Here is a 3349-nt window from a genome sequence, read left to right as displayed (position 1 = left end):
CGGGCCGGTGGAGGTGGACCGGGCGACGCTGCGGCTCGCCCTGACGGTGGGCGGGCTGGTGCTGGCCGTGCTGCTCGGCTTCGGTCTCGGCCGGCTGAACCCGCCGCCGAACCCGACCCGCACCGGGAGCCTCCCGGTGACCGGCGAGCACAGCCACGCCCCGGGCGTCGGGGCGCACTCGCACGGCGGGGCCACCGTCACCCAGGGCGGCGACGCCGACGCGGCCGGGCTGTCGATCAGCTCGGCCGGCTACACGCTCGCCCCGTCGACCGTGGAGTTCGTCCCCGGCCGGGCGGGTGAGCTGCGGTTCCAGATCAGGGACGAGCGGCGGCGGGCGGTCACCCGGTTCGCCGTCGTGCACGACAAGCCGCTGCACCTCGTCGTGGTGCGCCGTGACCTCACCGGCTACCAGCACCTGCACCCGACCATGGCCGCCGACGGCACCTGGTCGGTGCCGCTGACCCTGGCCGAGCCGGGCGCCTGGCGGGCGTACGCGGACTTCACCGCCGTGGCCGACGACGGCCGGCAGACCGCCGTGATCCTCGGCGCCGACCTGGCCGCGCCCGGCCGGTACGCGCCCCGGCCCCTACCCGCCCCGGCCACCTCGGCCACGGTCGACGGGTTCACCGTCGGCTACGCGGGCACCCCGGCGGTGGGGCAGTCGGTGCCGCTGCGGTTCCGGGTCACCGGGCCCGACGGCGCCGCCGCGCCGCTGGAGCCCTACCTCGGCGCGTACGGCCACCTGGTCGCGCTCCGCGAGGGCGACCTCGGCTACCTGCACGTACACCCCGAGCCGGTGCGGGACGGCGACGCGGTGACCTTCTGGCTGACCGCCCCCGGGCCGGGCCGCTACCGGATGTTCCTGGACTTCCAGGTCGGCGGCGTGGTGCGTACGGCCGCGTTCACCGTGCCGGTGGCCTGAGCCGCGGGTCAGCCCGCCCGGCGGACCGGGCGGCGGGCCAGGTAGCGGAGCAGGTCGCGGATGTGGTGCTTCTCCTCGGCGGGGACGTTCGGGTCGGCCAGCCGCTCCAGGATCACCCGCACGTCGGCCTCCACCGGGCCGTCCTCGGCACGGCGGCGCGGCACCGGGCCGGCGTCGGGCAGGCCCAGCGCGCGGAAGGCGGCCGTCACCGGCAGGTCGAGGGCGGCGCAGAAGCCGCGCACCTTGGCCAGTTCGGGATAGTCCTGCCAGTCGCCGGCCAGCCAGCGGAAGACGGTCGAGCGCCCCACGCCGGTGTGCGTGGCGAGATCGGTCACCGTCCAGCCGCGTTCCTCGCGGGCGTCATCGATGGCGCGTCGCACGAAACGCGCGAAGGCCATCTGCGGTGAAACCTCTGCCGAACCCATGCCGGGGGGTCTGTCCCTTTCCGCCGGAGCACCCGACTCTGGGCACCGAGCCTAGTACGCGCGCCGAAATTAGTAACTGACTGATCGGTCGGAAGGTCCCGTGGGCGGGACCGCCGAGGGCATCGACAGTGGTGAGACGTCAACTAAACTCGGCGGACCGCCCGGGAGCAGCGAACAGACGCCGAGGAGCAGCATGGCCGAGCCGGACCGTCCCGTGCCCCACCGCCCCGGGGCGGTCAGCCTCTTCTTCGTGGCGAAGGCCGGCGTCTTCGCCCTCGGCTTCTGGATCTGGCTGCTGGTGCTGGCCGTGCTCGGCGGCCCGGCGACCGGCGTGCACCTGATCGCCGCGGCCGGCGCGGTCACCACGACGCTGGCCGGCGTGGTGCTGGGCGTCCGGATGGCGCTCCAGCGCAACGCCGCCGCCCGGCACGCCGAGCTCAAGCGGCTGCTGGTCGACATCTCGTGGAACGCGTTCGCCGCCGCGGGCAACGCCGACGAGTCGGGGAAGGTGGTGCCGTTCCCGACCGTGGGGCAGGAGACCGACCGGTCCGCCAACCGGGGGCCCGGCGAGCGGGCGGCCCTGTTCGACCGTGGGGAGCGCAACCGGCGCGACCGCCGCCGCTAGGGGCGGTCGGCGAGCAGCGTCTCCAGCCGGGGCGTGACGCCCCACTGGTCGACCAGCTCGCGGTACTCGGCACGCTGGTCGTCGGTCGGCGCGCTCCCGGTGCGCCGTGCCCGGATCAGCAGGTTGCGCGGGGTGTGCCGGGAGTCGACGAACTCCACCACCTCGGCGCGGTAGCCGTGCAGCCGGAGCAGGCCGGCGCGCAGCGCGTCGGTGAGCACGTCGGCGAACCGCTCGCGCAGGATGCCCTGCCGGGTGAGCAGCTCGTACGGCCGCGGCGCGGGCCGGGCCCGGAGCTGGGCGGCCACGTCGTGGTGGCAGCACGGGGCGGCGAGCACCCAGCGGGCGCCCCAGCGCAGCGCCCGGGCCAGCGCCTCGTCGGTCGCCGTGTCGCAGGCGTGCAGCGCGAGCACCAGGTCCGGGGCCGGCTCGACCTCGGCGTCGACGATGGTGCCGGCCACGAAGCTCACCCGGTCGGTCCAGCCCAGCCGCTCGGCCAGCTCGGTGTTGCGCCGGCGCTGGTCCTCCCGGACGTCCACCCCGACCAGCGTCACGTCCAGCCCACGCTGGGACAGGTAGCGGTGGGCCGCGAAGGTCAGGTAGGCGTTGCCGCAGCCCAGGTCCACGACGCGCAGCGGCCCGGTCAGGTCGTCCGGCAGGGTGGCGGCCAGTGCCCGGAGGAACGCGTCCACCTGGCGGCGCTTGGCCGCCGAGCCGCCGATCTCGGCGAAGATCGGGTCGCCCGGGTCGAGCAGCCAGTCCTTGGCCCGGTCGTGGCCGCCCGGCTCCGGCGCCGGCCGGCTCGCCGCCGCCCGGTGCACCTGCGCCTCGCCCGACTTGGTCACCCGGAGCTGGAGCGTGCTGTCGGCGGTCTCCACATGCCAGTTGCCGAAGGGCTCGGCGAGCAGCGCGTCGACCGCCGTGCCGGCCTCCGCGCCCGGCGCCACGTTCCGGGTGTACGGCCGGGCCCCGTCCGAGGTGGAGATCTGGAGCCGGGGGCCGCCCTTGAGGGCGACCGGACGCAGCTCGGCGCGGACCACCGAGGGGCGCTGGCCGCGGCGACGCCCGGCGGCGACCGCCCGGGTCAGGGCGGGGTCGAGCAGCAGTGCCCGCACCTCGCTCAGCGCGGCATCCAGCGGTTCCGGCATGGCTTCCTCTTCCTGGGGTCGGCCGGGGGCAGGTGGAACGTGGACGTCCCCCGCACCGGGTGACCGGTACGGGGGACGTCGGATGTCTCGCGGGTCAGTCGGCGGTCGCCTCGGCCGGCGTACCGGTGCCTCCGCCACCGCCACCACGGCGGCGCCGGCGGCGGCGCGGCTTGCCGGCCGACTCGCCCTCGGCGGCCGAAGCGGCCGGCTCGGCGCCACCCTCGGCGGAGAT

4 protein-coding genes are annotated in these 3349 nt (G+C 76.2%); 2 read left to right on the top strand and 2 right to left on the bottom strand.

Annotated elements, in window-relative coordinates:
• On the top strand, positions 1-922 hold a 922-nt coding region (locus tag B0E53_RS34575; RefSeq protein WP_246835749.1), incomplete at its 5' end, for a hypothetical protein.
• A gap of 8 nt (positions 923-930) precedes the next feature.
• Here the strand turns inward: B0E53_RS34575 and B0E53_RS34570 are convergent.
• Positions 931-1347, bottom strand: a complete 417-nt coding sequence (locus tag B0E53_RS34570) for a helix-turn-helix domain-containing protein (RefSeq protein WP_107079735.1) — start codon at positions 1345-1347, stop codon at positions 931-933.
• 193 nt (positions 1348-1540) lie between these two features.
• Here B0E53_RS34570 and B0E53_RS34565 point away from each other — a divergent pair, with 193 nt between their 5' ends.
• Positions 1541-1972, top strand: coding sequence for a hypothetical protein (locus B0E53_RS34565; protein ID WP_107079734.1), 432 nt, complete (start codon positions 1541-1543; stop codon positions 1970-1972).
• Here B0E53_RS34565 and B0E53_RS34560 read toward each other — a convergent pair.
• Positions 1969-3117 carry an SAM-dependent methyltransferase gene (locus tag B0E53_RS34560; protein ID WP_107079733.1) on the bottom strand — a complete coding sequence of 383 codons (1149 nt, stop codon included), beginning with the start codon at positions 3115-3117 and terminating at the stop codon, positions 1969-1971. The genes B0E53_RS34565 and B0E53_RS34560 overlap by 4 nt on opposite strands.
• Positions 3118-3349 lie beyond the last annotated feature (232 nt).

Origin of the sequence: Micromonospora sp. MH33 (genome assembly GCF_003013775.1) — a bacterium.
In the GTDB taxonomy this organism is placed as follows: domain Bacteria; phylum Actinomycetota; class Actinomycetes; order Mycobacteriales; family Micromonosporaceae; genus Micromonospora; species Micromonospora fulviviridis.
This window is presented reverse-complemented; position numbering and strand designations above follow the sequence as displayed.

Excerpts from the sequence above, each read along its gene's own strand:
- B0E53_RS34570 (WP_107079735.1), bottom strand. The coding sequence starts at position 1,347 with ATGGGTTCGGCAGAGGTTTCACCGCAGATGGCCTTCGCGCGTTTCGTG.
- B0E53_RS34565 (WP_107079734.1), top strand. The coding sequence starts at position 1,541 with ATGGCCGAGCCGGACCGTCCCGTGCCCCACCGCCCCGGGGCGGTCAGC.
- B0E53_RS34560 (WP_107079733.1), bottom strand. The coding sequence starts at position 3,117 with ATGCCGGAACCGCTGGATGCCGCGCTGAGCGAGGTGCGGGCACTGCTG.